Origin of the sequence: Centipeda felix (assembly GCF_900186465.1) — a bacterium.
Lineage (GTDB): Bacteria > Bacillota > Negativicutes > Selenomonadales > Selenomonadaceae > Centipeda > Centipeda felix.
This window is the reverse complement of the sequence record NZ_LT891959.1, coordinates 449392-475642: the sequence shown is the minus strand read 5'-3', so window position 1 is coordinate 475642 and position 26251 is coordinate 449392. Positions and strand designations below refer to the sequence as shown.

At 57.2% G+C, this 26251-nt stretch carries 23 protein-coding genes; all 23 read left to right on the top strand.

The window, feature by feature from the left end:
- The gene (locus tag C1713_RS09655; RefSeq protein WP_102493778.1) at window positions 1-465 is read left to right on the top strand and encodes a chemotaxis protein CheX; all 465 of its coding nucleotides are present in this window, start codon (window positions 1-3) and stop codon (window positions 463-465) included.
- Between the two features lie 179 nt (window positions 466-644).
- The gene (locus C1713_RS09650; protein WP_009442772.1) at window positions 645-1115 is read left to right on the top strand and encodes a YwiB family protein; all 471 of its coding nucleotides are present in this window, start codon (window positions 645-647) and stop codon (window positions 1113-1115) included.
- The gene (argS, locus tag C1713_RS09645) at window positions 1093-2751 is read left to right on the top strand and encodes an arginine--tRNA ligase (protein WP_102493777.1); all 1659 of its coding nucleotides are present in this window, start codon (window positions 1093-1095) and stop codon (window positions 2749-2751) included. Before C1713_RS09650 ends, argS begins: the two co-directional genes overlap by 23 nt.
- Before the next feature lie 128 nt (window positions 2752-2879).
- Complete coding sequence (gene rpoE, locus C1713_RS09640) at window positions 2880-3209, top strand: DNA-directed RNA polymerase subunit delta (RefSeq protein ID WP_009442770.1); 330 nt, start codon at window positions 2880-2882, stop codon at window positions 3207-3209.
- 22 nt (window positions 3210-3231) lie between these two features.
- Entirely contained in the window at window positions 3232-4839 is a 1608-nt protein-coding gene (locus C1713_RS09635) for a CTP synthase (protein ID WP_050343263.1), read from the top strand.
- Window positions 4836-8129 carry a transcription-repair coupling factor gene (gene mfd / locus C1713_RS09630; RefSeq protein ID WP_061944007.1) on the top strand — a complete coding sequence of 1098 codons (3294 nt, stop codon included), beginning with the start codon at window positions 4836-4838 and terminating at the stop codon, window positions 8127-8129. The genes C1713_RS09635 and mfd overlap by 4 nt, the downstream gene beginning before the upstream one ends.
- The gene (locus C1713_RS09625) at window positions 8122-8817 is read left to right on the top strand and encodes an SAM-dependent methyltransferase (protein ID WP_102493776.1); all 696 of its coding nucleotides are present in this window, start codon (window positions 8122-8124) and stop codon (window positions 8815-8817) included. Before mfd ends, C1713_RS09625 begins: the two co-directional genes overlap by 8 nt.
- A 145-nt stretch (window positions 8818-8962) precedes the next feature.
- Window positions 8963-9235 carry an HU family DNA-binding protein gene (locus C1713_RS09620; protein ID WP_050343269.1) on the top strand — a complete coding sequence of 91 codons (273 nt, stop codon included), beginning with the start codon at window positions 8963-8965 and terminating at the stop codon, window positions 9233-9235.
- 59 nt (window positions 9236-9294) lie between these two features.
- A complete protein-coding gene (locus C1713_RS09615; RefSeq protein WP_061944001.1) occupies window positions 9295-10071 on the top strand; it encodes an SDR family NAD(P)-dependent oxidoreductase in 777 nt (258 codons plus the stop codon).
- A gap of 78 nt (window positions 10072-10149) precedes the next feature.
- Entirely contained in the window at window positions 10150-11274 is a 1125-nt protein-coding gene (locus C1713_RS09610) for an MGDG synthase family glycosyltransferase (protein ID WP_102493775.1), read from the top strand.
- 9 nt (window positions 11275-11283) lie between these two features.
- On the top strand, window positions 11284-11583 hold the full coding sequence (locus tag C1713_RS09605) for an FtsB family cell division protein (RefSeq protein ID WP_061943995.1): 300 nt from the start codon (window positions 11284-11286) through the stop codon (window positions 11581-11583).
- A 105-nt stretch (window positions 11584-11688) separates the two neighbouring features.
- Window positions 11689-12132 carry a S1 domain-containing RNA-binding protein gene (locus C1713_RS09600; RefSeq protein ID WP_061943992.1) on the top strand — a complete coding sequence of 148 codons (444 nt, stop codon included), beginning with the start codon at window positions 11689-11691 and terminating at the stop codon, window positions 12130-12132.
- 195 nt (window positions 12133-12327) lie between these two features.
- Window positions 12328-13722 carry a tRNA lysidine(34) synthetase TilS gene (gene tilS, locus C1713_RS09595; protein WP_245871093.1) on the top strand — a complete coding sequence of 465 codons (1395 nt, stop codon included), beginning with the start codon at window positions 12328-12330 and terminating at the stop codon, window positions 13720-13722.
- Window positions 13719-14264 carry a hypoxanthine phosphoribosyltransferase gene (gene hpt / locus C1713_RS09590; protein ID WP_102493773.1) on the top strand — a complete coding sequence of 182 codons (546 nt, stop codon included), beginning with the start codon at window positions 13719-13721 and terminating at the stop codon, window positions 14262-14264. Before tilS ends, hpt begins: the two co-directional genes overlap by 4 nt.
- 11 nt (window positions 14265-14275) lie before the next feature.
- Complete coding sequence (ftsH, locus tag C1713_RS09585) at window positions 14276-16270, top strand: ATP-dependent zinc metalloprotease FtsH (RefSeq protein ID WP_102493772.1); 1995 nt, start codon at window positions 14276-14278, stop codon at window positions 16268-16270.
- A 122-nt stretch (window positions 16271-16392) separates the two neighbouring features.
- Window positions 16393-18243 carry a glycosyltransferase family 2 protein gene (locus C1713_RS09580; protein WP_102493771.1) on the top strand — a complete coding sequence of 617 codons (1851 nt, stop codon included), beginning with the start codon at window positions 16393-16395 and terminating at the stop codon, window positions 18241-18243.
- A gap of 147 nt (window positions 18244-18390) precedes the next feature.
- Complete coding sequence (gene rfbF, locus C1713_RS09575) at window positions 18391-19176, top strand: glucose-1-phosphate cytidylyltransferase (RefSeq protein ID WP_009442756.1); 786 nt, start codon at window positions 18391-18393, stop codon at window positions 19174-19176.
- Window positions 19177-19197: 21 nt separating this feature from the next.
- Window positions 19198-20553 carry a bifunctional glycosyltransferase/class I SAM-dependent methyltransferase gene (locus C1713_RS09570; RefSeq protein ID WP_102493770.1) on the top strand — a complete coding sequence of 452 codons (1356 nt, stop codon included), beginning with the start codon at window positions 19198-19200 and terminating at the stop codon, window positions 20551-20553.
- A 90-nt stretch (window positions 20554-20643) separates the two neighbouring features.
- On the top strand, window positions 20644-21615 hold the full coding sequence (locus tag C1713_RS09565) for a biotin--[acetyl-CoA-carboxylase] ligase (RefSeq protein WP_102493769.1): 972 nt from the start codon (window positions 20644-20646) through the stop codon (window positions 21613-21615).
- Between the two features lie 58 nt (window positions 21616-21673).
- A complete protein-coding gene (locus C1713_RS09560; RefSeq protein WP_009442753.1) occupies window positions 21674-22441 on the top strand; it encodes a type III pantothenate kinase in 768 nt (255 codons plus the stop codon).
- A 5-nt stretch (window positions 22442-22446) separates the two neighbouring features.
- A complete protein-coding gene (dusB, locus tag C1713_RS09555) occupies window positions 22447-23409 on the top strand; it encodes a tRNA dihydrouridine synthase DusB (protein WP_170950832.1) in 963 nt (320 codons plus the stop codon).
- A 16-nt stretch (window positions 23410-23425) separates the two neighbouring features.
- Window positions 23426-24814, top strand: coding sequence for an aminopeptidase (locus C1713_RS09550; protein ID WP_102493767.1), 1389 nt, complete (start codon window positions 23426-23428; stop codon window positions 24812-24814).
- 159 nt (window positions 24815-24973) lie between these two features.
- The gene (locus C1713_RS09545) at window positions 24974-26170 is read left to right on the top strand and encodes a pyridoxal phosphate-dependent aminotransferase (RefSeq protein WP_102493766.1); all 1197 of its coding nucleotides are present in this window, start codon (window positions 24974-24976) and stop codon (window positions 26168-26170) included.
- The last annotated feature ends 81 nt before the right edge of the window (window positions 26171-26251 follow it).

Here is a 26251-nt window from a genome sequence, read left to right as displayed (position 1 = left end):
ATGGATGCAAAACTGATCAATCCTTTTGTGGACGCCTTTACGACGGTGATGCCGATGCTGGGATTCCTCGAGCCGACACGGACGAAGCTCTATGCAGCGAAGTCGCGTGTCAAGAGTCTCGGTGTTTCGATGCTGGTGGGCTTTACCAAGCAGATTCGCGGGAATGTCGTCTACAATATGAGTGAGGAGACGGCCAAGTTTATCGCGTCGCAGATGATGATGGGGATGCCGGTCGAGACGTTCGACGAGATGGCGCAGAGCGCGATCTCAGAGCTGAGCAATATGCTGACGGCTCACACGGCGACGAACATCACGGCCTTGGAGCTGGATGTCGATATCTCCACGCCGTCGCTGACGGTGGGGGCGGACTTCGAGGTGAAGGTCTGCGATGGCCAGTACCTCGTCGTCGCAATGGATCTGAGCGGCAAACTTGTGGAATTGGATATTGCCGTTGACCAGGTATAAAGGAATCTCCGATCAATACAGTACGGCCATCTCAGCGCATCTTTTTGTCGATGCGATGACGGGCAATCTGCGCTCATCCGAGGGGCTGCTTTATCGGTGATTTCAAGAATAACGCGTCGAGAGCATGATCGATGTCGTGCTCTCGCTGCACGGAACACTTTTTATCGGAGGAGGTTTCGATGAAGGGTGCGGAGCAGGTGCGTGTCTTTCTCAAGGGAAGACAGGTGGATGCTGCAGGCGAGGAGAGCCGCATTACGCTGTCCGTGATAGGACGGCGTTTTTTGCGTGGAGAGAGCCGCTATGTGAGCTATGACGATGCAGAGCTGATTGAGGGCGCGATTGTCCCGACGATTCTGCGCATCGGTGCGGACGATGTGCGTCTGCAGCGGCGTGGCGTCGTGCGCTGTACGCAGAACTTCGTCCCGGGGCAGGAACGGCGCGGCGACTACCGCACCCCGTACGGGCGGTTCTCGCTGTCCACGTTGACGCGGCGCCTGCGCGTGCGCAGCTTTCCGGACGGGGTGGAGGAAGCGTATATTTTCTATACGCTCTATGTGGACGGGATGCGTCAGAGCGACAACACGATGGAAATACGAATTGAGCCAATGCAAAGGAGATCAAATCAAGGTGGAGATCAAACAGCAGATTGAGCAGGCACTGCTTCGTGCCGTGGAGGCCGCCACGGCGGCGGGAGAGCTGCCGGAGGGCGGCGCACTTCCCCCCATTCTTCTGGAGGAGCCGCCGGATAAGGCGCTGGGCGATTTTGCCACGAACTTTGCGATGCAGTCGGCGCGCGTCTTTCGTCAGCCGCCGAAGAAGATCGCGGAGACGCTTCGTGCCCATCTTACGGGCGCATGGCTCGATCATGCGGAGATGGCAGGACCGGGCTTCCTCAATTTCTATCTCAAAAAAGATGTGATGGCAGATACCCTGCGTGGGATTCTGCGTGCGGGGGAGACCTACGGTACACTGGCGCCGAAGGATGCGGCGCCGATTCAGGTGGAGTACGTCAGCGCGAATCCGACGGGACCGCTGCACGTCGGACACGGGCGCGGTGCGGCGGTCGGCTCGGCGCTGGTGACGCTGCTGCGGACGGCAGGCTATACGGTGGAGAGCGAGTACTATGTCAACGATGCGGGCAACCAGATGCATTTGCTCGCCGTGTCGGTGAATGCGCGCTATCTGGAGCTCCTCGGACGGGAGGTACTGTTCCCTGAGAACGGCTACCACGGTGCGGATATCGTGGAGACGGCACAGCGCATCATCGACCGTGACGGGGATCGCTATCTCGCTCTGTCCGAGGAGAAGCGTCTGGAACAGTTCAAGGACATTGCCTATCGCGAGAAACTCGCCGCGCTTCGCGAGGATCTCGCAGACTTCGGTGTGACGTTCGATGCGTGGTTCAGTGAGCGCACGCTCCATCCGGCGGCCGTGCGCCGCGTCGTCGATGTGCTGCTCGAACGCGGCGCCGCCTACGAGAAGGACGGTGCGGTATGGCTGCGCTCGACGGACTACGGGGATGACAAAGATCGCGTGATCTTCCGCGACAATGGCGTACCGACGTATCTTGCCGCGGATATCGCCTATCATGACAATAAGTACGCGCGCGGCTTCGGCAGGCTCGTCAACATCTGGGGGGCGGATCATCACGGCTATGTCGCCCGCGTCAAGGCGGCGATGGCGGCGCTCGGACACGATCCCCAGCAGCTTACGGTACTTCTCCTGCAGATGGTGAGCCTCTATCGCGACGGTGAGGTCGTAAAGCTGAGCAAGCGCACGGGCGAGACGGTGACGCTGCGGGAATTGATGGAGGAGGTCGGCGTCGATGCGGCGCGGTATTTCTTCCTGATGCGCTCCCTCGACAGCCAGCTGGATTTCGATCTCGATCTCGCGAAGAAGAGAACGAACGAAAACCCCGTCTACTACATCCAGTATGCGCATGCACGCATTTCCAGCATCTTCCGCCAGGCGGAGGAATCGAAAATTGGCCCCTCAGATGGGGCGGAGCTGGAACGCCTGACGGATGAGACGGAGACGGCACTCATCAAGAAGCTCGCTGCCTATCCTGAGGAGATCGAGCGCGCTGCAGCGGAATACGCTCCTCAGCGCATCGCACGCTACAGCCATGAGCTCGCGGCTGCATTTCATGCGTTTTACAATAAATGCCGCATTGTTGGACAGGAACCGGCACTTGCCTCTGCCCGCCTCGCCCTCGTCATGGCGACCGGGCGCGTGATTCGCCACAGCCTCGGTATTCTGGGCGTTTCCGCGCCGGAGAAGATGTAAGGCCTCACGGGAGACAGTCATCCGATTGGTGCAGATGTTCCGCCGGAGTGCGGGAAAATACACCAAGATGATGGTGTTGAATGGATCCGTGAACCATCATGCAACGTCCTATTGAAAGGAGTCTATCCATGGATTATACAAAGATGTCGGAAGTCGACGCCGCCTATCATATCCTCGCAGAGAAGAAAGAGACGATGAACTATAAGGATCTGATCCTTGAGGTCATCGAGGCGACGCATCGTCCCGTGCAGTCGCTCGCCATGGCGATCTCGGAGATCTATACGATGATCAATATGGACAGCCGTTTCCACTACGAGGGCGAGAGCCGCTGGGGGCTGACTGAGTGGGTGCCGCCCGAGGTCAAGCGCTCCTCGTCACGCGCGTCCTCCGGCACCTCGAAGACCGCGATTACGAAGGAAGCAGCACGCAAGAAGAAGCTCGAAAGCATTCAGAACTGATAGGATACGGCGGAGGCATAATATGGCAAAGTATATATTCGTCACGGGCGGCGTTGTTTCTTCCCTCGGCAAGGGCATAACTGCGGCTTCGCTCGGACGCCTGCTCAAGAACCGTGGCATCAAGGTGACGATTCAGAAGTTCGATCCGTACATCAATATTGATCCCGGCACGATGAGCCCCTATCAGCACGGTGAGGTATTCGTCACTGACGATGGCGCGGAGACGGATCTCGACCTCGGTCACTATGAGCGCTTCATTGATATCAATCTGACAAAGCGGTCGAACATCACAACGGGAAAGGTTTATGCATCCGTCCTGAACAAGGAGCGTCACGGCGACTACCTCGGCTCGACGGTACAGGTCATTCCGCATATCACAAACGAGATCAAGCAGCGCGTCTACGATGTGGCAAAGGCGGATAACGCCGATGTCGTCATCACGGAAATCGGCGGTACCGTCGGCGATATCGAGAGCCTTCCCTTCCTTGAGGCGATCCGCCAAGTCAAAAAGGAAGTGGGAAAGAATGATGCGCTCTACATCCATGTGACACTGCTCCCCTATATCACGGCGGCGGGGGAGCTCAAGACGAAGCCGACCCAGCACAGCGTCAAGGAGCTGCGCGCCATCGGGATCCAGCCCGACATCCTCGTCTGCCGGACGGAGCAGCCGATTCCGCGCGAGATGAAGGAGAAAATTGCGCTCTTCTGCGATGTTGACGCCGATGCAGTCATCGAAAATCGTACGGCCTCGACGATCTATGAGGTGCCGCTGATGATGCAGCAGGAAGGCCTCGACCGCATTGTTCTCGAGAAAATGGCGATGGATTTTGACCCCTCCAACATGGAGGCATGGGGGAAGATGGTCTTTAAGATCAATCACCCCGCAAAGAAGGTAAAAATCGCCGTCGTCGGCAAGTACGTAGCGTTGCCCGATGCCTATATGTCGGTGACGGAGGCACTCAATCACGGCGGCATCGAAAACGATGCGCAGGTGAAGATCGCATGGATCAACGCCGAGGAACTGGAGGATCCGAACGCAGATCTCGATGAGATTTTCGTCGGCTGCAAGGGCATCCTCGTACCGGGCGGCTTTGGCGACCGCGGCGTCGAGGGAAAGATCCGCGCGATCCAGTATGCGCGCGAGAACAAGATCCCGTTCCTCGGGCTCTGTCTTGGCATGCAGTGCGCTGTCATCGAGTTTGCGCGCCATGCGGCGGGACTTTCCGGTGCACACAGCACGGAGTTCGTACCCGAGACACCGCATCCCGTCATTGCCCTGATGGAGGATCAGCAGGGCGTGGAGGAGAAGGGTGGTACGATGCGTCTGGGGGCGTATCCCTGCGTCCTCGCAGCGGATTCGCTCTCGCGTGAGGCGTATGGAACGCCTGAGATCAGCGAGCGGCACCGCCATCGCTTTGAGTTCAACAATGCCTATCGCGCTCAATTGGAAGAAAAGGGGCTGCGCATCGCAGGAACAAGCCCCGATGATCAGCTCGTGGAGATCGTGGAGATCGAGGATCATCCGTGGTTCGTCGCTTCGCAGTTTCATCCGGAGCTGAAGTCGCGGCCGAATCATCCGCACCCACTCTTTGCAGGCTTTATCCGCGCGGCTCTTGCCGCATCCAAATGAATACATTTTTTTCGCTTCTGCGGGATGATCCCGCCCTCCGTCAGCTGACGGAGGTATTTGCGCAGCCGGCAGCACAGACCATGCTGCACGGTGCCGCAGGGGCATTGAAGCACGCCGCCGTCGCCGCCGCCTATGATGCAGCACCGCGCCCGCTCGCCATTGTGACGGCGGGACGGGATGCGCTGCGCGCGTGGCAGGAGGATCTCACGGCACTCCTGCCCGAGGCGGATGTCTATGAGCTGCCCGAGCTGGACCGCATTGACTTTGCTGCACCCGGTGCGGCGAAGGGGCTGGAGCGCTCGGCACAGCGCATGAACATCATGGCGCGTCTCCTGCGTCATGAGCCGATCATCGTGTTGGCGGACATCGGTGCGGCGGCGCAGAAGGGGCTCAGCACGACGGAATTCTCCCGTGCCGCACTGTCGCTGCGCCTGGGACAAGACCTCCCGCGTGAGACCCTGATGGAGCGGCTGTCGGCGCTCGGCTATGAACATGTGCCGGAGGTGGAGAACGTCGGACAGTTCAGCGTGCGCGGCGGCATTGTGGATGTGTTTCCCATCAATGCGCTCTCGCCCATCCGTGTGGAGTTCTTCGATACGGAGATCGACTCCATGCGAGAGTACGATCCTCTGACCAAGCGCTCCATCAAAAATATCGGAACGGCCTCCATCATGCCTCTGCGTGCCGCAGACGACAATGGGGAGGCCTGTTTTTTGAGCTATCTCGGCGCAGCCGGAACAAGTGTCTTTGACGAGCCGTCACGCCTGATGGCGGCACTGGAGGATGGCGTACGGGAGGATGCCGTGCGTGCAGCGCGGTGTTTCTCGTGGGCAGAGATGACCGCCGCCGGTACGGAGGGGCATGAGGTGTTCATCTCACTCATGAATCGCGCTGTCCCGACGTGTACGCCGCAGACGCTCATCGGCGTACAGATGGTGCCCATGACGGCGTTTCAGCGGCAGTTTTCGCTCCTCGAGAGCGAGCTGCATCGCTATCTGGGAGAGGGGATGCGCGTCCTCATCCTAGCGGGCGGGGCGGAGCAGGCCGCGCGAATGCGCGAGATGCTCACGCTCTGGAAGCTCCCGACGGTCATTTCACGCGGCGCAGATGCACCGGCCGAACATGCCGTCACCATTTCGCCCGGCACCCTGCGTGCGGGCTTTGAGCTGAGCGCGTCTCGCACTGCTGTCCTGACGGAGCAGGATATCTTCGGTCGTCATAAGGCACGGCTGCGCCGTACAGCGTCGGCGGGAGAGCGCATCCGCCACTTTCGCGAGATTGCGCCCGGCGACTATGTGGTGCACATCTCCCACGGCATCGGGAAGTATCTGGGTGTGGAGACCATCGAGGTCGCCGGTGTTCACCGCGACTATCTGCACATCCAGTACGGCGGGGACGACAAGCTCTTCGTCCCGACCGATCAGGTCAGTCTCCTGCAAAAGTATATCGGTGCAGAAGGCGCTGCGCCGCGCCTGCACCGCATGGGTACGGCAGACTGGGCACGCGCACAAGCCAAGGCGCAGAAATCGGTCGAGGATATCGCCGACCATCTGATTGAGCTCTACGCTGCGCGGCGCATGGCGAAGGGACATGCCTTTTCGCCGGATGATGCGGGACAGCGCGAGTTCGAGGAGGCGTTTCCGTATCAGGAGACGGACGATCAACTGCGCGCCATTGCAGAGATCAAGCACGATATGGAGAGCGAAAAGCCGATGGACCGCCTGCTCTGCGGCGATGTGGGCTTCGGCAAGACGGAGGTTGCGATTCGCGCGGCGTACAAGGCGGCGATGGACGGCTATCAGGTCGCCGTGCTCGTGCCGACAACAGTTCTCGCACAGCAGCACTATCAGACCTTTGCGGCGCGTTTTGCCGACTTCGCTCCGAAGGTGGACGTTGTCTGCCGCTTCCGCACGCTGCGGGAACAGGCGGCGACGCTGCGCGATGTGGCGCGTGGTCAAGTGGACATCCTCATCGGAACACATGCGATTCTTAATCGGAAGCGCGTGCGATTTCAGAAGCTGGGCCTGCTCATCGTGGATGAGGAGCAGCGTTTCGGCGTGACGCAGAAGGAAAAGATCAAGGAGTTCGCGACGGGCGTCGATGTACTGACGCTCTCCGCGACGCCGATTCCGCGCACGCTGCACATGTCGCTCGCGGGTGCGCGTGATATGAGTGTCATCGAGACGCCGCCCGCCGAGCGCCTCCCTGTGCAGTCCTACGTCGTGGAGAGCAGTGATGCCATGATGCGCGGCGCGATCGAGCGTGAGCTGTCGCGCGGCGGGCAGATCTACTTTATCTACAACCGCGTGGAGAGCATCGACCGGATGCGCGAGCACCTGCTGCAGATTGTACCGCAGGCACGTATTGCCTCCGCGCACGGACAGATGAGCGAGGATATTCTGGAGCAGGTCATGATGGACTTTTACGAGGGACATTATGACATCCTGCTTGCAACGAGCATCATCGAGAACGGCATCGATGTCGCCAACGCGAATACGATCATCATCTACGATGCTGACCGCTTCGGCCTCTCGCAGCTCTATCAGATGCGCGGACGCGTCGGCCGCTCGGCGAAGATGGCGTTTGCCTACTTCACGTATCGGCGCGACAAGGTGCTCAGCGAGACGGCGGAGAAGCGCCTACAGGCGATGAAGGAGTTTGCACGCCTTGGCTCGGGCTTTAAGATCGCGATGCGTGATCTCGAGATCCGCGGCGCGGGGAGCCTTCTCGGTGCGCAGCAGCATGGGCATATCGCAGGCGTCGGCTTTGAGATGTATGTGAAGCTGCTCGAGGAGGCCGTGGCGCGCAAAAAGGGCGAGAAACCTGCGCCGCCGCCCGTACAGACCGTCATCGACCTCCCCGTGGAGGCGTATCTGGATGGCGGCTACATCGAGGACGCCATGCACAAGATCGAGGTCTATCAGAAGATCGCGGCGGTGCAGACGGATGAGGATCTCGATGCACTGCTCGACGAGCTGATCGACCGGTTCGGCGAGCCGACAGCGCCCGTCCTTGCTCTGCTCGATATCGCGCGCATCAAAAATGCGGCGCGGACCTTTCATGCACGGAGCATTGCGCTGAAGGAAAATGCGCTCGATATCGCCCTGCCGGCGGATGAAAAGCTGCCGCTCCCGGCACTCATGCGCCTCGACCGCGCCTTTGGGCGGCGCGTCGGGCCCCTGCCCGAGGGGAGCGGCTATCGCATCCGCCTCGCGGCACATGAATGCAGGAATGTATTGGATACGGTGCTGGAGATTGTGCAGTTGATCACAGGAGAGCGGCATGAATGACTATCGATTGACCGTTGCGGGGCTCGGCCCCGGTGACGCGGGGCTGATTACGCGCGAGACATGGACGCAGATCGAGAGGGCGGAGCAGATCGTGCTGCGCACGCGCATCCACCCGAGTGTATCGGCACTGGATGATGTGCAGATTTCCTATGAGACATACGATCCCCTCTACGAGGAGATGGGGGACTTTGATGCGCTCTATGCCGCGATTGTCACGGATCTCTGTACGCGTGTCCGCACGGGCTCTGTGCTCTATCTCGTTCCCGGAAGCCCGCACGTCGCAGAGCGCACGGTACAGCTCCTGCGCCCTGCGGCAGAGCGCGAGGGGATACCGCTCGACATCCTGTCCGGGATGAGTTTTTTGGATCCGCTTTTTGCGGCGGTGGGCATCGATCCCGTGAACGGGCTCTCCATTCTCGACGCGCTGAATGAGGCGCAGATCCGTGCCGTGCCGACGCAGGACCGCATCATTACACAAATTTATTCGCATGCGATTGCTTCCGATGTCAAACTGCTCCTGATGGAGCACTGCGACGATGCACAGGAGGTGCTCTATCTGCACCACCTCAGTCTGCCCGAACAGGACGTGCGGCGCATTCCGCTTTATGCACTCGATCGGCAGGAGGATGTGGATCATCTGACCTCCATTTTTGTCCCTTATATGCCGACTTTTTGGGAAAATCCGTAAAAAAAACGGGAGTTTTTGGGAAAAATCATCTTTTTTTAATATTTCCCCTTGATTTTTCGGGGTAATTCTGTTAAATTCTCTCATGTCAGTGCGACACTAAGCGGTCGCGAGGAAAATGGAAAATATCTTAAAGGAGGATGCTACTTTGAACAAGCAGGAATTGGTCGCAAACGTAGCAGAGCAGGCAAGTCTCACGAAGAAGGACGCAGAGAAGGCAGTCAATGCAGTTTTTGAGACGATCAAGGGCGCACTTTCCGAGGGTGACAAGATTCAGCTGATCGGATTCGGCACGTTCGAGGTGAAGGATCGTGCGGCACGCAAGGGGCGTAACCCCCAGACGGGCAAGGAAATCGAGATCGCGGCTTCGCGTAATCCTGTGTTCAAGGCCGGCAAGGCTCTGAAGGATGCTGTGAACTGATTTTGCAGTGTGACCGGACTTCCGACGGGAGTCCGGTTTTTCTGCGTTGTGGGGCGGATATGAGCAAAACGATCTTTGCACCGGATGCATTCGCGGGAAAATCCGTGCTGATCTCAGGCGGCACCTCGGGCATCGGATACGCGGCGGCGGCAATGTTTCTGGCGGCCGGTGCGCGCGTTGTGCTCATGGGGCGTGACCAGATGCGGGGCAAGGGCGCAGAGGAGCAGCTCTCTGCCACAGGGCGTGCGCTGTTTTGTGCCGGCGATGTACGGTCTCTGTCCGACTGTGGCCGCGTTGTTGCGGAGGCAATCCGCTGCTGTGGTGCGCTAGACGTTCTCATCAATGCCGCAGGCATCTACCACGAGGGCGCGCTGGATGCGCTTTCGGCGGAGGAGCTCGACGCTCTGCTTGATACGAACATCAAGGGGACGATCCATCTGTCACAGGCGGCTCTGCCCTATTTGCGGCAGACGCATGGAAATATCGTGAATATCGCCTCTGATGCAGGGCTGCATGGGAATTATTTTTGTGCAGCGTATGCGGCGACGAAGGGCGCGGTTGTCGCGCTGACGCGCTCGCTTGCCCGCGAGACAGCCTGCGACGGCGTGCGCGTGAATGCCGTTGCACCTGCCGATATTCTCACGCCGATGACGGAGCGCCAGCTCGCAGAGCATCTGCCACGAGAGGATCAGCTGCGGGAGATGGCGTCGCTCTATCCGCTCGGGCGCATCGGCACGGCCGATGAGGCCGCTGCCGCTGTCGTCTTTCTCGCCTCTCCTGCGGCAGCATGGGTAACGGGCAGCATCTATATGGTGGATGGCGGGCTGACGGCATAGAAATCCACATCGTCCGTCAAAAAATTTTTGCCATTGTCAAAAATTATGTTAAAATAAGATTGTATGAGGAGGTAGCTGATGGGACATGCCCGCATTCTCATTTTGACCGCCTCCATCGGTGCAGGGCATACGCGGGCGGCAGAGGCCATTCGTGCGGCACTGAAGGCGCAGCCGGGAGCAGCGGAGCAGCGGATCGATGTTGTGGACTTCATGTCGCGAGAGGTGTCCATCATCCACTATCTCATGAAACGTATTTATCTGACGATGCTGCGCTTTGTGCCGAATCTCTACGATGTCTTCTTCCACATTGCGGGAAAGAAGGCGGGCGGGGGTGCGGTGCGTGCTGCCTTTGCTTGGGTGATGGTGCGTACGATGGGACGGATCATTCGAACGTATCAGCCCGACCTTGTGGTCGCCACCCACCCCTTTCCCGAGGGGGCGGCAGCACTCTGGCGCGAGCAGCATGGCGGCTCCTTTGCGCTGGCGGCACTTCTCACGGACTACGCTCTCCACGCGATCTGGTTTGTGCGTAACGTGGATGCCTATTTCGTTGCGACAGAGACGATGGCGGATGAGATGGCGGCGTGTGGCTTTGATCGGAAGTGCATCCATGCGACGGGCATACCGATTACGCTCATGGCGAGCCGCTTGGCACGCCGCGAGGCACAGGTACAGGCAGGACTCTCTGGAGATCGGCCGACCGTTCTTCTCATGGGCGGCGGTCTGGGGCTTGGCGATATGGAGGCGACCCTTGCGGCTTTGGAGCAAGTACAGCTGCGCCTCTCCGTTCTCGTCGTGGCGGGACATAATGCTGCACTGGAGGAGCGTGCGCGTGCGCGCGCGGCACATTCACATCATGTGATCTCCGTGCGCGGCTATACCCACGATGTGCCGGTATTGATGCGCGCGGCAGATCTGCTCATCACGAAGCCCGGTGCGCTCACAATCAGCGAGGCATTCGCTGCAGGGCTGCCGCTCCTCCTGCATGACCCGATTCCGGGGCCGGAGACGGAGAACGCCGTCTATGCGACGCGATGTGGAGCGGCCGTATGGCTGCACCCGGGCGAGCGCATGGCACCGGCGGTGGAGGACATACTTACGCATCGTCTGCCTGCCATGCGCAGGGCGGCACGCGACTGTGCTCGCGAGGAGGCGGCACAGCGCGTGGCGGAGATTCTGACAGAGATGCTTCAGCGAAAGTGAGGGAGACGGATGGCACGGAGAAAGAATGCACGGCGGCCGCGCTGGTTTGTTGTGACGGTTCTTCTGATCCTTGGTTACTTTGGTACGATGATCGTATCACAGGGAATCTATCTCTTTCACGTGCGTGCGGAGCAGCGTGCGGCATCCGAGCGGCTGACGGCTGCACAGGAGGAGAATGACCGTTTGCAGGCGGAGAAAACGCATCTTGGGGAATTGCCGTACATTGAGAAATTGGCGCGTGAGGAGCTCGGCATGACGGGGGAAGGGGAACTTCCCTATGCACCGGGAAAGCGTGGAAACGGCAACTGACTGGGCTGCGTATTTTCTTGACAGAACGGGCGTCCGCCCTGTATAATAATTATGTCTGACAGTGGGGGAGACCCCGATGGTTTATCGTTGAAGGGAAGATTTGTTTTGGCCATTGAAGTCGGCAGCGTAGTAGAGGGTGTTGTCACGGGTATCACGAATTTTGGTGCTTTTGTCGAACTCCCGGAAGGGAAGACGGGGCTGATCCACATCTCGGAGGTTGCCGACGTCTACGTGAGCGATGTGCATGATTTTCTAAAAGAGCATGACAAGGTCAAGGTCAAGGTACTGACCGTGGATGATCGTGGGAAGATCGGGCTGTCGATCAAGGCTCTGCAGGATAAATCGTCCGCTGCGCAGTCCGCTGCTGCGCCGGCACGTCCGCCGCGTCCACCGCGCGATGTGCGCCGTACGGCGGCATCACGTCAGATCGGCTCGCCGTCCTTTGAGGACAAGTTGTCGCGCTTCCTCAAGGACAGCGATGAACGATTGACCGATCTGCGCCGCAAGACGGATTCCAAGCGTGGCGGACGCGGCTCACGCCGTGGCTGAGCACGTATGCTGCGATAGGATATGAGGAGAAAGAGGACACTCCATGTGGAGTGCCTTTTTTGTGGAAAGCACTGATCACGTGATTTTCATCGAACCGGTGTATGATGGTCTGCGCGGAGATAATTCTGAGCGGGCAGTACGACGCGTGCACCACGCGATGGACGCATGGGTCAGTGCTTCCTTTATCGGGAGATCATGTTGAAACGACAGGTGGCAGACATTCTTCGGACGCATGGATTTTTTGCGCCCGATCGCCGCGTGCTCGCCGCCTGCTCGGGTGGGACGGATTCTCTGGTTCTGCTGGATATTCTCAGAGATTTACATGCGGAGGGCGGCCCGCAGATCATCTGCGCACACTACGAGCACGGCATTCGCGGAGCAGCGTCACGCGCGGACGCAGATGCCGTGGCGGCATACTGTGCGGCGCGCGATATTCCCTGCGTCATAGAGGTAGGTGACGTACCGCGTTATGCGCAGATGCATAAACTTTCGCTTGAGACGGCGGCGCGTATCTGTCGCTATGATTTTCTCCATCGGCTGCAGGAGCAGGAGCACTGCGATGCGATAGCGCTTGCCCATCATGCGGATGATTTGGCGGAGACAGTGCTCATGCGTATTCTGCGCGGTACGGGACCCGCGGGGCTTGCCGCCATGCGTGAGTGGGACGGCGTCCACCTGCGTCCGCTGCTCCATACGGTACGCGCGGAGATTGAGGGATATATTCGGGCGCATGAGCTTCACCCGTGCCATGACCTGACGAATGATCAGCAGGATGCGCAGCGCAATCGGATTCGCCACACGCTTTTGCCGACCCTCTGCACCTACGGTAATCGAAATATCCGTGATGCACTCGTGCGCCTCAGTGATCTCGCGGGTGAGGAGGATGATTTCCTCACGCAGTATGCTGCGGCAGAACTGAAGCGCGCATCCTCCGGCGGTGGCCTCTCCGTCGGCGTGCTGAATACGCTGCATACGGCCATGGTACGGCGCGTCCTGCGTCTCTTCTGGGAACGCGTGACGGATGGCCAGCAGGATCTTTCCTACGAGCATGAGGAACGGATGCGCTGTCTCCTCACACGGGCGGGAACGGCACAGTGCGAGCTGCCGCACGGATGGCGTGCGCATATGCGCTATGGCGTACTCAGACTTCAGCGCGAAGAAACACGGACAACACAGCAGGGAAAGGAAGAAGAAATTTTCCTTCCTTTGACCCACGAATATGATATAATAAATTTCCAAGGAAGATTATTTTCCATGCGTCGGATGGATGACGTGACGGATGAGGATTGGCAGAAGGCAGTGGACGGGAAGGCTGTCTATGCTGATGCGGCAGGGCTGCCGCCGCTTGTCCTGCGTACACGGCGTCCCGGAGACTATATGCGGCTCTCCATCGGACGCAAAAAAATCAAGGATATTATGATCGACGATAAGATCCCGCGTGAAGCGCGGGACAGCATTCCGCTGCTTGCCGTTGCCGGCAGCAGTGAGATTTTTTGGATGGTCGGGGGAAGGCGCAGCATCTTGGCACCGGTGACGGAACATTGTGTTGTTTTTGCCATTGCATGGGAAAAGGAGAGTACAGCATCATGATGAGCGATGATATTGAGCGCATATCGTTCTCGGCAGAGGAGATACGCGCGCGCGTGCAGGAGCTCGGCGCACAGATTACACAGGACTACCGCGATGCACAGGAGAAGGTATACTGCGTTGGTATTTTGAAGGGAGCTGCCGTCTTCTTTACGGACCTTGTGCGCGCCATTGATCGCCCGGTCAACTTCGATTTTATGATTGTCTCCAGCTATGGCGACGCGGCCGTCTCCAGCGGACAGGTTAAGATTTTGAAAGATCTTGATTTTTCCATCGAGAACCAACATGTCATCATCGTGGAGGACATCATCGACTCGGGGACGACCATGCACTATCTGAAAACGTTGCTGCAGGGGCGACATCCGAAGAGCATCCGCCTCTGTGCGTTCCTCTCCAAGCCTTCGCGCCGTGTGACGCCGGTCGAGATCGACTATCTCGGACATGAGGTTCCCGATGAGTTCCTCGTGGGCTATGGGCTGGACTATGCGGAGAAATATCGGAATCTGCCCTACATCGGGGTGCTGCGGCGTTCCGTTTATGAGTGAGGAGGCGCCTTTTGAATCATTCAATTCTGCGAAATCTCGCGTTCTATGCGCTCATGTTCTTCGTCGTCTGGACGGTCGCCGACTACATGTCGGGCAGCCATCAGACGGCACAGGCAACGGCGCTGGGATACAGTGATTTTACCGAAAAAGTAACGGCTGGGGACGTGGACAAGGTCGTCATTGTCCAGAACAACATCCGCGGTACGCTGAAGGATGGGACGGAGTTCACGACGATTGCGCCGGATGCCCCGAGCAACGACCGCGACCTCTATACGCGCCTCTCAGAAAAGGGCGTGACGATCTCGGCGGAGAATCCGCCCGAGCCGCCGTGGTGGCAGACGCTCCTCACCTCGCTGATCCCGATTGCGCTCCTGATCGGCTTCTGGTTCTTCATCATGCAGCAGTCCCAGATGGGCGGCGGGCGTATGATGAACTTCGGCAAGTCGCGCGTGCGCCTCATGGTGAGCGATAAGAAAAAGGTGACCTTTGCCGATGTGGCAGGGGCGGACGAAGCGAAACAAGAGCTTGAGGAAGTCGTCGAGTTCCTCAAGACACCCGACAAGTTCAACGAACTCGGCGCACGCATCCCCAAGGGGGTACTGCTCTTCGGCCCTCCGGGCACGGGCAAGACGCTTCTCGCCAAGGCGGTCGCCGGTGAGGCGGGCGTTCAGTTCTTCACGATCAGCGGCTCCGACTTCGTCGAGATGTTCGTCGGCGTCGGCGCATCCCGTGTGCGTGACCTCTTTGAACAGGCAAAAAAGGCAGCTCCGTGCATCGTCTTTATCGACGAGATTGATGCCGTTGGGCGTCAGCGCGGCGCGGGGCTGGGCGGTGGACACGATGAGCGTGAACAGACGCTCAATCAGCTCCTTGTCGAGATGGATGGCTTTGCCTCAAATGAGGGGATCATCATCATCGCGGCGACCAACCGCCCCGATGTGCTAGACCCTGCGCTCCTGCGTCCCGGCCGCTTCGATCGTCAGATCGTGGTGGATAAGCCCGACGTGCGCGGGCGTGAGGCCATCCTGAAAGTACATACAAAGGGCAAGCCGGTCGCCGACGACGTTGATCTGGACGTCCTCGCGCGGCGCACGCCCGGCTTTACGGGAGCGGATCTGAGCAACCTCGTCAACGAGGCGGCACTCCTTGCCGCGCGCCGTGACAAGAAGAAGATCACGATGGCGGAGATGGAGGAGGCGATCGAGCGTGTCCTCGCAGGTCCGGAGCGCAAGTCTCATGTCATGACGGATGAGGAAAAGCGCCTCACGGCATATCATGAGGGCGGACATACGCTCGTAGGACTCCTGCTCGAGCACGCCGATCCCGTGCACAAGGTAACGATTATCCCGCGCGGACGTGCGGGCGGCTATATGCTCTCCCTGCCAAAGGAGGATCGTTCCTATCGGACGCGTTCCGAGCTCATCGACCGCATCAAGGTCGCACTCGGCGGACGCGTGGCCGAGGAGGTCGTGCTCGGCGAGATCAGCACGGGCGCATCCAGTGACATCCAGCAGGCGACGCGTATCATCCGCAGCATGATCATGGAATACGGCATGAGTGATGTGATCGGTCCGATTGCCTATGGCGAGGAGAACCACCAGGTCTTTCTCGGGCGCGATCTCAATCGCGAGCGCAACTACTCCGAAGAAATTGCGGGTGAGATCGACCGTGAGGTGCGCCGCTACATCGAGGAAGCGTATGAGGCTTGCCGTACGATCATCGTGGAGAATCGCGACAAACTCGATCTGATCGCAAAGGAACTTCTCGAGCGCGAGACGCTGAGTGCGGCAGAGCTTGAGGAACTGATGACGAAGGGCGCGATCAGCGAAAAGGACAAGCAGAACGACGATACGGATGATACGGGGAAACCCGCACCGATTCCCGTCGATGTTGTGATCGACGACTCTACACAGACCAGTGAGGAGGCAGAGCGCGCCGCTGAAAAGCGTCCCGCACCTGTCGCTGCGCCGGAACCGAAGTTCAACGTAACCCAGTGGGATAAATGATGGAAAGGCATTGCCGCGAGGAAAGATGAGCGGCAGTGCCTTTTTCTTTAGCTTATGTATGATTTTTCCGATAGTTATAATATAGGAAAAAGGGTTCAGCAGGGAGTCAGAGAGAGGTTTGTATGCAGTGGTATGAGGAGATCATGGACACAGCGCGGGAAGCTGTGGACTACATCGGCAGTATGCTTTCCACAGACGGCAGCATGGAAGAACCGACGCGTCAGGTGTTGACGGATTTTGCTGTGGCGATGAACGGTGTTGCGGAGCGTCTATCCCAGGAGAAGGGAACGCTCATGGAAAAGTGCCGTCGCTATGCGCTGAATGCTGCGTGGAGTGGACAGAAAGCGTTGACTGCGGAGGACGCGCGGGATGCGTGGAAGTATTTTTTCTACGAACTGCGGCCACTCTTTTTGGATCTGAGCTATCAGTTGGATCTGGAATACCTTGTCCTGCAGCATCCGGAAGTACAGGATGCCTATCTGGCGCAGACGATTGCGGCATTTGAGGCAGCGCGGAAGAGGCCGCGCCGGACGGACTTAAAGTACCGCGTGTCGATCATCGTCCCTGCCTACAACAAAGTGGAGTATTCGCGCTGTGCCATCGACAGCCTCCTTCGCCATACGGACTTTTCACATGGAGATATTGAACTCATTACGATCAACGATGGATCATCGGATGGGACAGAGGCATATTTTAACAGCCTGCCTCACGAGAAGAAAATCAATCTGAAGTACAACGTATACAATCACCTCGGGTGGGGAATTGCCCGTCATATCGCAGAGGGCGAGTACGTCGTCTATTTCTCCAACGATGCCGTCGCCACACCGCATTGGCTGGAAAATCTCCTCGCCGTACACCAGGCGGAGAAGGATGTCTTTTGGGTCGTTCCCACATGCAATGAGAACTGCATTTCCAATCGCCAAGGAATTCCGGTAGACTATGAAAATCGGTTTGAGGCAATGCCGGAAATGGAGGCGTTTGCCGCCGTGCATAATGTGTCGAACCCGCTCCTCTGGGAGGAACGGGCTGTTCTTATGCCCTTTGTGAGCGTTGTGCCGAATCTTTTTGATGTGCCTGAGATACGTGCGGACTATCGCTATGTCCTCTGTGATTTTGAGGACGATGATTTTTCTGCAACACTACGCCGGTCAGGTTTCCGCCAAATTCTCGCCAAGGATACCTTTGTCCATCATTTCGGGGGCGTAACACTGAATGAAGTCCGCACGACTCATGGGAATTATAAGACCATTATAGAAATGCGCCCTGTATTCCAGCATAAGTGGGGCATTGATCCATGGACATCACGTGGACATCTCGTGTTTTTAGATCAGATACTTAAAGATTTTTCCACCGGAGAAACTCCGTCACGCGTTTTGTTTATTGAACCGATGTTTGGGGAGGGGCTTCTGACGGTTCGCAATCATTTTCGACGTCTCCAAACACCTGTTATTATTGACGCCATTGTTACGCGTGAGCAATATATGATGGAAGCAGCGTACATGGCGGATTCTGTCATACGGTTGACGTCACTCGATCACTTGCCGGATCGAGTAAACGGGACGTATGATATGGTCATTTTAGGTGCGTTTCTTAATGTCGTGCCGATTTCGGATATTATCTCTTTTTTTAAGGAAACGTATGGCTTATTGAACGCCAAGGGGGTTCTCTATGTATCCTTACTGAATTACAATAGTTTCGAGCATGTGATGGAGAATCTTCCGAATGATGTTCCTCATTTAATATATGATAGCATTTTGCCGTTGAATGGAGAGCGTGTTTTTCCTGTTCCTCGTCTTGTTTATGCGCTGAAAAAAGAATTTTCTAATAAGAGCGTGTGGGTCGGGTACGGTGTCCAGTCACATTATTTCGGAGATATTTCTCTCTTCGAGCAGACCACGAACGAGATTCTTGGTGCATCCGATGATCTGCATTATCTTCTGTCAGGTGATATGGTCGCCTTATGTATTCGGTAATCTTAGGGAAGCATTGATAAATTCAGCACTGCCATCTTAACGCATCTTTTTCACGCGCACTTCGGTGTAAAATCTAGTTTGGAAAATATTCTTTGGTCGGTATAAATGGAGCTCTAAGAGCTTTTGTGAATAGGAGGAAGATTTTATATGAAGGTTGTAATCTTAGCCGGCGGCTATGGCACCCGTATTACTGAGGAGTCTGTATTTCGCCCAAAGCCCATGATCGAGATCGGCGGGCAGCCGATCCTCTGGCATATTATGAAGATTTACTCCCACTATGGCTTTCATGAGTTCGTTATTTGTCTCGGCTATAAGGGCTATATGATTAAGGAATACTTTGCTGACTACTATTTGCATACGTCGGACGTCACCTTTGATTTTACACAGGGAAATCGCATGACCGTGCACAACAATGTATCAGAGCCGTGGAAGGTAACGCTTGTCAATACGGGGCTGGATGCACAGACAGGTGCGCGTATCAAGCGGATTCAGAAGTATATTGACAATGAGGCCTTTATGCTGACCTATGGCGACGGGGTGAGCAATGTAAATCTTCAATCATTGCTTGATGCCCATCAGAATCACAAAAATGCCATTGTGACCATGACAGCGATTCAGCCAGGGGGAAGATTCGGTGTCCTCGATATCGATCATGGATCAAATGAGATCAATCGTTTTGTTGAAAAGGCGAAGGAGGATGGAGGCTGGATTAACGGCGGATTTATGGTTGTTGAGCCATCGGTGTTTGACTATCTACGTGATGACAATCAGTGCATCTTTGAGACGACGCCGCTTGAGAGTATTGCACGGGATGGCGGCTTATTTGCCTATAAGCATGACGGCTTTTGGCAGTGCATGGATACGCAGCGAGATAAAGTCCGATTGAACGATCTTTGGAGTCAGGGCGATGCACCGTGGAAGCTGTGGGCATAGCGGAGATTGTGAGGTAATCAGGTGGCAAAATTAAGCATTATCATTCCGGTTTACAACATGCGGGAAAAGCTGGAACGCTGCCTCTTTTCTGTACGAAATACGGTGCGTATTCCGTATGAAGTGATCATTGTCGATGATGGTTCGTCGGCAGATGAGCAGATTTTTACGTCTGATGCGATGGACCATGTTCGTATACTTCGCAGTGAGGAGCATCATGGCTATGCACATGCGGTGAATGAGGGGATTCGAGCCTCAGAGGGGGAGGTTCTTCTCTTCCTTCATGCAGATGTGATGCTCGCGCCGCATACGGTGGAGGATATGTTGGATGTGCTTATTGCAGACCCAAACGTTGGGGCAGTGACTGCCGTTGCCCCTGTGACATATCGGAGGGCGCAGCTGATTCCGCCGAACGACTATCTCTCATGGGATGACTATGTGCATGTGGCGGAGGAGATTCGTGCGCAGGCAGCGCTTCCTTGTCCGGAAATTCTTGCGGAGATGTTTGCACTGATGGCGAGGAGAGATGCCGTATCGGCGGCAGGAAAGCTCGATGAGCGATACTCTTTTCCCGCACTCGCGTCCTATGACTTTACGGTGCGTATGACACGGGCAGGCTATGGGGGAGCGACCTTGCCGAGCACCTATGTGCATCGTGATGGAGAAAATCCCGATACGACGTCGGACAGCTATCGACGGGAATGCGATTTCTTCCATGAAAAATGGGGCGTTTCACTGGACTATTCATTTTTCCCGCGCAGGGATATTATGTCTTTGATGGACTTCTCAAAAGCTGGTTTGCGTGTCCTAGAGATCGGCTGTGCCTGTGGGGTGACCTTGCGGGAAATCGGTGCACAAAATCCATCAGCACGACTTTATGGTGTGGAACTGAACGAAAAGGCGGCAGAAATTGCGGCGCCGTACGCAACGATTCTGTCGATGGATGTAGAGCGTCTTGATCCATCACAAGTTGCCGAACGTTTCGACTATATCGTCATGGGCGATGTCATTGAACACTTACAGAATCCATGGAAAGCAATTGAGAATATGCGGGAGCTGCTCGCTCCCGGCGGAGAAGTTATCGCGAGTATTCCAAATGTTGGACATATCAGCAACCTATATGAAGTTCTTTCAGGCAACTGGACGTACAAGAGTATGGGCTTATTAGATCGTACACATCTTCGTTTTTTTACGAAAAAAGAGATTATTAAACTCTTTCAGGAAGCCCAATTTGATATCCAGGACATGAGATACGTAACAGTTCCATATCCTGACATAGGAGAGCGGCTGCGCGAGGAACTTCTGTCACTCCAAACGATCTCTGTGGATGCGGAGGACCTCGATGCCTATCAGTGGCTTGTTCGGGCGAAGCGTGTTTAGAGATCGGATGTATCGTTCAATGTTTTTGTAGCGTGGAAAAGTGATCTGCTGTATAATGGGGCAGATCACTTTTTGTTTGGAGGTGCGGCGATGCGGAGCGATGTATTGGAACTGCTGCGTGAGGCAGGGGGCTGTGTTTCGGGGGAGAAGATTGCGGCACGGCTCGGTGTGACGCGCGCAGCAGTGTGGAAGAAGATTGCGGCACTGCGTGAGGCGGGCTATGACATTGCAAGTGCACCGCGCAGCGGATACATCCTGCGGGCTGCTCCGGATCGGCTGATTGAGGCGGAGATCGCAAAGGATCTGGGAACGGCACTCGTTGGGAAAAAGATCATCTGCTATGATGCTGTGGATTCGACGAATCTTGTCCTGAAACAGCTGGCACATGAGGGCGCAGAGGACGGCACGGTCGTTGTTGCCGACAGCCAGGGGACGGGACGCGGGCGTATGGAGCGGCATTTTTTCTCACCGCCGGGCAAAGGAATTTGGGTAAGTATTCTCCTGCGCCCGACGTTTCTGCCGCAGGATGCACCAAAGTGTACACTGATGGCGGCGGTTGCCGTCGCACGTGCGATGGAGCATTTCGGCCTGCGTGCCGCCATCAAGTGGCCGAACGATATTCTCCATGAAGGACGCAAGCTGGTCGGCATCCTGACGGAGATGAGCGCGGAGATGGATCGCGTGGACTATGTCGTGATCGGAATCGGCATCAACGTGAATATTGCACGTGAGGATTTTCCCGAGGAACTGCGGGACACGGCGACATCGCTGATGCAGATGAAGGGGACGCCGCTGCCGCGTGTGGCATTTTTGCAGGAGCTCCTGCGCGCGCTCGATGCACTCTACCGGGTGGTACAGAGCGACGGATTTGCTCCTGTGCTCGCGGCGTGGCGGACGTACGCCGTGACCCTTGGGCAGACGGTACGCGTCATCGGCCCGGCAGGTGAGGAGTTTGAGGGCGTTGCGGCGGATATTGACGCCGATGGTGCGCTCTTTGTCGATACGGCGACGGGACGGCGGCGCGTGCTCGCTGGGGATGTTTCGATTCGTCCGAAGAAATGAGTTTCGATATGGCTGCATGGAGCAGCCGATAATGAAATGACTGTATGGAGGAAAGAATTTGCTGCTTGTACTGGACATCGGAAACAGCAATATTGTGATGGGTGCCTATGAGGGGGCGAAGCTCCTGCGGCATTGGCGCATTTCGACAGATCGTCAGAAGACAGGAGATGAATATGGCATCCTGATCAATGAGCTCTTTCACTATCAGGGGCTCTCTCTGTCGGATATTCAGGCCGTCATTATCTCGTCGGTTGTACCGCCGCTGGTCGTCCCACTGCGCAAGATGTGCGAGCGATATTTCCACATCCGCCCGCTCATCGTCGGTCCCGGGATACGGACGGGGATTCGGCTGAACTACGAGAATCCGCGGTCCATCGGTGCAGACCGTATTGTGAATGTCATCGGTGCACATGAGCAGTACGGCGGCCCGCTGATCGTGATCGACATTGGAACGGCGACGACATTTGACATTGTGGCAGAGAACGGAGATTTTCTCGGCGGCGTGATTGCACCGGGACTTGGCTCAAGTGCCGAGGCGCTCTTTCAGCGGGCAGCGCAGCTCCCGCGCATCGAGCTCGTACCGCCCAAGACGGTGGTCTGCCACAGTACGATTCAGGGCATGCAGGCGGGCATCATCTATGGCTACGTGGGTCAGATTGATGCAATCGTGCGCCGCATCAAGGCGGAGCTCGCGATGGAGATGAAGGTCGTTGCCACGGGCGGGTTTGCTCGTATGGTAGCAAAGGAGTCCCAGACCATCGACAAGGTCGATCACTTTCTGACGCTGACGGGTCTGCGCGTCCTCTATGAGAGGAATCTGCCGTGAACCCGATGAAACTCGGCGCGTTTGCCTTTGACGATCCGATTTTTCTCGCGCCGATGGCGGGGGTCACGGATACTGCCTACCGCGTGATTGCGCATGGAATGGGCTGCCCGCTCGCCTTCGCGGAGATGGTCAGCAGTCAGGGGATCCACTATCGCAATGAGCACACGATGAACATGCTGCGTACGGAGCCGGATGAGCGTCCGATTGCGATGCAGATCTTTGCCAAGTCGGCGGCGATGGCAGCCGAGGCGGCGGCGTATATCGAGGAGCTTGGAACGGCGGATATCCTCGATTTCAATATGGGATGTCCCGCACCGAAGGTCGTCAGGAACGGCGAAGGATCAGCACTGATGCGTGACCCAAAGCGGGCGGAGGAGATTTTGACGGCGATCCGCCGTGCGACGCGTCTGCCGTTTACGGTGAAGATGCGGCTCGGCTGGGACGATGCCTCGCGCAACGCAGTGGAAATCGCACGCATGGCGGAGGCAGTCGGCGTGGACGCGGTCGCCGTGCATGGGCGGACGCGCGAGCAGTTCTACAGCGGCAGCGCGGACTATGCAGCGATTGCTGAGGTGAAGCGTGCGGTCGGGATTCCCGTCATCGTGAGCGGGGATGTCCGCCGTCCTGCCGATCTCAAACGTGCACTTGAGATCACGGGGGCAGATGCAGTGATGATTGGGCGCGGTGCGCAGGGAAATCCATGGATTTTCCCGCAGCTGATTCACTGGCTGCATACGGGGGAGGAGATGCCGCCGCCGACGCTGGCGGAGCGTGCGGCGGTGATTCTGCGCCATCTCGATCTCTTAGTCGGGTACAAGGGCGAGTACATTGGGATCCGCGAGATGCGCAAGCATGCGGCGTGGTACACGCGCGGTCTGAAGGGCAGCGCGGAGCTGCGTGAGCGATTCAACCGCGCGGCGTCGCGGACAGAGTTTGCAGAAATTCTCCATGGGGCATGGGGAGTATAGGTAGAAAGGAACCATTATGAGTGACGATAAGAAAAAGTCTGTTTGGACGGGCTATTCGGCAGAGGAACGCGCAGAGGTGGATGCGCTCGCACGCGGCTATATTGATTTCCTCTCGGACTGCAAGACGGAGCGTGAGAGTGTGCAGGAGGCGGTACGTGCTGCTGAGGCGGCGGGCTACCGCGATCTGGCGGACATTATCGCTGAGGGGACGCAGCTCCGCGCGGGGGACAAGGTCTACGCCGTCAATATGAAAAAGGCGATTGTGCTCTTTCATATCGGCACAGAGCCGATGGAACACGGCATGAATATCCTCGGTGCGCACATCGATACGTGCCGCCTCGATGTGAAGCAGAATCCGCTCTATGAGGACGGCGGACTGGCGTACTTTGATACGCATTACTACGGCGGCATCAAGAAGTATCAGTGGGTGACGATTCCGCTTGCCCTGCACGGTGTTGTCGTCAAGAAGGACGGCACAACGGTCACAATCACGCTCGGGGAGAAGGCGGACGACCCCGTGTTCTGCGTGACGGATCTGCTCGTCCATCTCTCGCAGGAGCAGCTGGAGAAAAAGGCGGCAAAGGTGATCGAGGGCGAGAAACTCGATGTGCTGATCGGCGGAATCCCTCTCGCAAAGGAGGAAAAGGAGTCCGTCAAGGATGGCGTGCTGGCGCTCATTCGTGAGACGTACGGCATTGCAGAGGAGGATTTCCAGTCGGCAGAGCTGACCCTCGTTCCGGCAGGCCGTGCGCGCGAGCTTGGCTTTGACCGCAGCATGGTGCTCGGCTACGGACAGGATGACCGCGTCTGCTCCTATACGGCACTCCGCTCCATGGTTGAGACGGCGGATGTGCGGCGTACGGCGTGCTGTCTCCTCGTTGACAAGGAGGAGATCGGCAGCGTTGGAGCGACGGGAATGCAGTCGCGCTTCTTTGAAAACATGGTCGCCGAGGTGCTCTCTGCCTGCGGCCAGTATACGGAGCTCGCGCTGCGCCGCACGCTCGCGCACTCGCGGATGCTCTCCTCGGATGTTTCGAGCGCCTATGACGCACTCTATGCAGACGCGTTCGAGAAGAAGAACGTCGCCTATCTCGGGCGCGGCATGGTGTTCAACAAGTTCACAGGCTCGCGCGGCAAGTCCGGCTCCAGTGATGCGAGTGCAGAGTATCTGGGCGAACTGCGCCGCATGATGGATGCGGGCGGCGTCCGCTATCAGCTCGCGGAGCTCGGGCGCGTCGATCTCGGCGGCGGCGGAACCATCGCCTACATTATGGCGCGCTACGGGATGAACGTGATCGACAACGGGGTTGCAGTGATGAGCATGCATGCACCGTGGGAGGTTACGAGCAAGGCGGACATCTATGAGATGAAAAAAGGGTATGACGTATTCCTGCGGAATGCGTAACTATCGCATATCGAGGCTGCCGCAGCGTGGGGAGACCATACTGCGGCAGCTTTTTTGTTTCCATGAAAGCTTTGTGAGAGTGCAACTCAATGTGTAGTATTTTTTTTCACAATATGATAGAATAGCATCTGTTTTCACTCACATAGGGGGAGGAGTACGATGGTCTCAGAGGAAATGTATGTGCTCGGGACGAAAAAGTCCACGATTCGCACGATTTTTGAGTTTGGACAGAAGCGCGCGGCAGAGGTCGGTGCGGAAAATGTCTTTGATTTCAGCCTCGGCAATCCGAATGTACCTGTGCCGGACTTTATTCGGGATGCGGCGGTCGACATCCTCATGCACGGCGACCCGACCGAGGTGCACGGCTACACGATTGCACCGGGAAAGCCTGCCGTGCGCGAGGTGCTTGCCGCCGATCTGAAGCATCGCTTCGGCATGGAGGTCACGGGGAAGAATCTCTTTATGACGGCGGGCGCGGCGGCGTCGGTGACGATCACGTTCAAGGCACTCACCGAGCCGGGGGACGAGTTCGTCACCTTTGCGCCATTCTTCCCGGAGTACCGCGTCTTTGTCGAGGCGTGCGGCGGTAAGCTCGTCGTCGTCCCGGCCAAGACGGACGATTTTCAGATTGACCTCACGGCACTTGAGCGGGCACTGACCCCACAGACCAAGGCGGTCATTGTCAACTCGCCGAACAATCCGAGCGGTGCGGTCTACCGTGAGACGACCATTCGACACCTTGCCGATCTTCTCCGCGCGAAGGAGCAGGAGTACGGGCATCCGATCTTCATCGTCGCAGATGAGCCATATCGTGAGATCGTCTATGACGGTGCCTCCGTCCCCTGCATTCCTCTCTTTTACGACAATACGATTGTCTGCTATTCCTACAGCAAGTCCTTCTCCCTGCCCGGGGAGCGCATCGGCTATATCGTCGTGCCGGATACAGCGGCGGACTTCGCTCGCATCTACGGCGCAATCGCGGGGGCAGCGCGTGTCCTCACCCACGTCAATGCGCCCTCACTCTGGCAGCTCGTCGTCGCACGCTGTGCCGGACGAGCCGCCGATCTCAGCACCTACGCGAGGAATGCAGCCCTCCTCTATGACGGCCTGACGGCACTCGGCTTTTCCTGCGTGCGCCCACAGGGGGCATTCTATCTCTTCCCGCAGGCGCTTGAGCCGGACGATGCGGCATTCTGTCGGCGCGCACAGGAATATGATCTCCTGCTTGTACCGGGGCGGGACTTCGGTTGTCCCGGCTACTTCCGTGCGGCATACTGTGTTCGTACGGAAATGATCGAGAAGTCACTGGCGCACTTCGAAGAACTTGCAAAATCATATAAATCAATAAGTGAATAAAATTCATTTAGATCACATTTATTGGAAAGAATATTGACAATCAGTTTCCTTAGAGATATACTGATAATCGATTTGAATATG

Excerpts from the sequence above, each read along its gene's own strand:
- C1713_RS09565 (WP_102493769.1), top strand. The coding sequence starts at position 20,644 with ATGCGGAGCGATGTATTGGAACTGCTGCGTGAGGCAGGGGGCTGTGTT.
- rfbF (WP_009442756.1), top strand. The coding sequence starts at position 18,391 with ATGAAGGTTGTAATCTTAGCCGGCGGCTATGGCACCCGTATTACTGAG.
- C1713_RS09610 (WP_102493775.1), top strand. The coding sequence starts at position 10,150 with ATGGGACATGCCCGCATTCTCATTTTGACCGCCTCCATCGGTGCAGGG.
- dusB (WP_170950832.1), top strand. The coding sequence starts at position 22,447 with ATGAAACTCGGCGCGTTTGCCTTTGACGATCCGATTTTTCTCGCGCCG.
- C1713_RS09615 (WP_061944001.1), top strand. The coding sequence starts at position 9,295 with ATGAGCAAAACGATCTTTGCACCGGATGCATTCGCGGGAAAATCCGTG.
- C1713_RS09605 (WP_061943995.1), top strand. The coding sequence starts at position 11,284 with ATGGCACGGAGAAAGAATGCACGGCGGCCGCGCTGGTTTGTTGTGACG.
- C1713_RS09635 (WP_050343263.1), top strand. The coding sequence starts at position 3,232 with ATGGCAAAGTATATATTCGTCACGGGCGGCGTTGTTTCTTCCCTCGGC.
- C1713_RS09650 (WP_009442772.1), top strand. The coding sequence starts at position 645 with ATGAAGGGTGCGGAGCAGGTGCGTGTCTTTCTCAAGGGAAGACAGGTG.
- C1713_RS09550 (WP_102493767.1), top strand. The coding sequence starts at position 23,426 with ATGAGTGACGATAAGAAAAAGTCTGTTTGGACGGGCTATTCGGCAGAG.
- mfd (WP_061944007.1), top strand. The coding sequence starts at position 4,836 with ATGAATACATTTTTTTCGCTTCTGCGGGATGATCCCGCCCTCCGTCAG.
- C1713_RS09545 (WP_102493766.1), top strand. The coding sequence starts at position 24,974 with ATGGTCTCAGAGGAAATGTATGTGCTCGGGACGAAAAAGTCCACGATT.
- rpoE (WP_009442770.1), top strand. The coding sequence starts at position 2,880 with ATGGATTATACAAAGATGTCGGAAGTCGACGCCGCCTATCATATCCTC.
- C1713_RS09580 (WP_102493771.1), top strand. The coding sequence starts at position 16,393 with ATGCAGTGGTATGAGGAGATCATGGACACAGCGCGGGAAGCTGTGGAC.
- tilS (WP_245871093.1), top strand. The coding sequence starts at position 12,328 with ATGTTGAAACGACAGGTGGCAGACATTCTTCGGACGCATGGATTTTTT.
- hpt (WP_102493773.1), top strand. The coding sequence starts at position 13,719 with ATGATGAGCGATGATATTGAGCGCATATCGTTCTCGGCAGAGGAGATA.
- C1713_RS09625 (WP_102493776.1), top strand. The coding sequence starts at position 8,122 with ATGAATGACTATCGATTGACCGTTGCGGGGCTCGGCCCCGGTGACGCG.
- C1713_RS09655 (WP_102493778.1), top strand. The coding sequence starts at position 1 with ATGGATGCAAAACTGATCAATCCTTTTGTGGACGCCTTTACGACGGTG.